Source organism: Polaromonas sp., from assembly GCF_030682935.1.
GTDB lineage: Bacteria > Pseudomonadota > Gammaproteobacteria > Burkholderiales > Burkholderiaceae_C > Polaromonas.
The window spans coordinates 1-2,713 of the sequence record NZ_JAUXNA010000360.1; the positions used below are offsets into that span (position 1 = coordinate 1).

Here is a 2,713-nt window from a genome sequence, read left to right on the forward strand (position 1 = left end):
AGCCAGTTGGGCAGCGTGGCATTGACGGTGAAATCGACCGCAACCCGGTCAACCGTGGCTACGCGCGCTACAGCGGTGATGCCTTTGAGCGTGGCAAAACCAGCAATACCCATGATGGCGAAAACCACCAGCGATTTAAGACTGCCGCCTCCAATTCGCACCAAGGTCTTGCTGCCGCAGCCAGAAGACAGGACCATGCCGAAACCGAACATGAAACCACCAACGAGCGCGGAGAGCCAAATGAAACGGCTGGACGCGTACAGCGTTTTGTCGGGATCGATCAGGCCGGCCGCCGCCATGCCAAAAAAACCGATCATGGCGACACCGATCGCCATAGCCCACATGCGCATGCGCGTCCAGTCCCCCATGTTCACGATATCGCCGATGGCTCCCATGGTGCAAAAATGGGTGCGCTGCACGATGGCACCAAAAAACATTGACAGGATGAACGCAGCCCAGAGAACCTGGCTGGTAAGCATGTTGAGTCCGGAAATATCCATTCCCCAATTTTATGTGGGAATGGAAACCCCAAGTCCGGCGATGTGCGCTTGCTACTTCAGCTTGGTCAGGCGCTCTTTGGCGACAGTGGCTGCCTCAGACTGCGGATAGGCTTTCACAAGGTCCCCCAAAGTTTTGCGCGCCGACTTGACGTCCTTGAGTTCCACCTGGCAATTGGCCATCGACAGGAGCGCTTCCGGTGCACGCAAATGATCGGGTTCGGCTGCGACCAGAGCGCGAAAATTTACCACCGCCTCCCGGTAGTCGCGCAAAGCGTACTGGGCATTACCTAGCCAGAAAAGAGCAGAAGACTTGTAGCCGCTTTGCGGGTAGCGTTTCGTGAATGCGACAAAACTTGCTTGAGCAGCCGCAAAATCACCTGTGCGAAGGATCGCAAGTGCAGCCTCAAACTGCTGCTTTTCAGCCAGTTCTGCCACAAATTCCTTCCCGTCCACCGTGACCTTGGCAGGCTCGAACTTTCGCAAGCGCTCGTCAACGCCTTGCGTGAGCTCTTTCTGGTTGCGCTGCATGTCGGAAACGCCCCGGGTCAGTTGCTCGTTTTGTCCACGCAGTACGGCCATCTCGTTTCGCAGTGCCTCAATCTGGTTGGACAGATCAAGCATGCTGCGGCGCAACTGGGCATTGTCATCGTTGACTCTTCTCAGATCATCCGTTGAGCGTTGCTGTGAAGCGTCGACCTTTTTCCGCAAATCAAGGATGGCTCTGCGCGCCTCGTCGTCTTCAAACAAAGCAGCGTTCGCATTGAACGCCAGCACGCAGGCCACAACAGCGGCGGCAGCAGCTTTGAACATATTCACAGTTCGAATACCGTGTTAGCGGTAGTTGATCTCGGCACGACGATTTTTGGCCATGGAATCTTCATCCGCTCCCGAGGCGACAGGCTTTTCCTTGCCAAAACTCACGGCTTCCACTTGGGCATCTGCGACACCGAGCAATCCCAGCGCCCGGCGCACCGCTTCAGATCGCTTTTGTCCCAAAGCCAGGTTGTACTCACGGCCGCCGCGCTCGTCGGTGTGTCCCTCAATAGCCATTTTGCGCGACTTGTTGGCCGTCAGGTACTTGGCATGCGCCTCGATGGTGCTCTGGAATTCCGGCTTGACCACGTAGCTGTTGAAATCGAAGTAGATGATTTTGGCCGTATTGGCTGGCCCGGCACCCGACACATCGCTACCGTCAATCTGCACCGGGGCCACACTCCTGCTGGCGGCACCAGCCGCACCATCAGCCTGCTTCGTGCTGGCGGACTTGTCCTCAACGGGCACGTCGGCAAGCTTGACATTGGAGCCGCAGGCTGTCAGCGCGGCAAGAAGAACAAGTGAAGAGATGATTGAAAAAAGGGTGCGCTTCATGAAGTACCTTAAAAAATAAAAAAATAAACAATTCGATAGCAGAGGCTATCGCTGAAAAGGTCCCCAATCGGGTTCACGGATATCGCCGCTGATGCCCGACAGTCTGGCCTTGATTTTGCCATCCAGCGTCGTGGTCATCAGGGCCTCTTTGCCCTGCTGCTGGGTGGCGTACACAATCAAGCGGCTATTGGGTGCGAAACTCGGGCTTTCGTCGGCCGTGGTGTCGGTAATCGGAGTGACTGTACCGCTGGCCAGTTCCATCACATGGAGCTTGAATGCGCCGCCCACCCTTGAAACATAAGCGAGCCAGCGCCCGTCCGGGCTGACAGCCGGCGATATGTTGTAACTGCCCGTGAAGGTCACTCTTTCCGGGTTGCCGCCGCCGGGACTCATCCGGTAGATCTGCGGAGCGCCGCCACGATCACTCACAAAATAAACGTACCTTCCGTCCGGCGAATAGGCCGGCTCGGTGTCAATGCTGGACGACTGCGTCAGCCTCTTGGGATCACCCCCCGTGAGGCTTAGCGCATAAATTTGCGAGCCGCCATCCCGGCTCAATGTAGCGACCAGTTGTTTGCCATCCGGTGACCATGCAGGCGCACTGTTGGAGCCCCTGAAATTGGCAAGCAGACGACGCCTTCCCGTCGCAACATCATGCGAGTAAATGACTGGCTTGCGCGACTCAAAAGAAACATATGCCAACTGAGCACCATTGGGCGACCAAGAAGGCGAAATAATGGGTTCCGCGCTTGCTAGGGCTGACTGGGCACCCTCCCCATCCGAATCGGCCACCCAGAGGTTGTAGCGCTGGGCCGCCTTTGTGACGTAGGCAATTCGCGTTGAAA

Annotated in this window: 4 protein-coding genes; all 4 read right to left on the reverse strand. The window is 56.8% G+C overall.

The genetic code is table 11. From position 1 onward, the window contains the following. A partial coding sequence (locus Q8K05_RS16730) for a YeeE/YedE thiosulfate transporter family protein (protein WP_305247745.1) occupies positions 1–500 on the reverse strand: 500 nt, incomplete at its 3' end. 51 nt (positions 501–551) lie between these two features. Next, positions 552–1,310, reverse strand: a complete 759-nt coding sequence (gene ybgF, locus Q8K05_RS16735; protein WP_305247746.1) for a tol-pal system protein YbgF — start codon at positions 1,308–1,310, stop codon at positions 552–554. 21 nt (positions 1,311–1,331) lie between these two features. Further along, a complete protein-coding gene (gene pal / locus Q8K05_RS16740; RefSeq protein ID WP_305247747.1) occupies positions 1,332–1,868 on the reverse strand; it encodes a peptidoglycan-associated lipoprotein Pal in 537 nt (178 codons plus the stop codon). A gap of 45 nt (positions 1,869–1,913) precedes the next feature. Continuing rightward, a partial coding sequence (gene tolB, locus Q8K05_RS16745; RefSeq protein ID WP_305247748.1) for a Tol-Pal system beta propeller repeat protein TolB occupies positions 1,914–2,713 on the reverse strand: 800 nt, incomplete at its 5' end.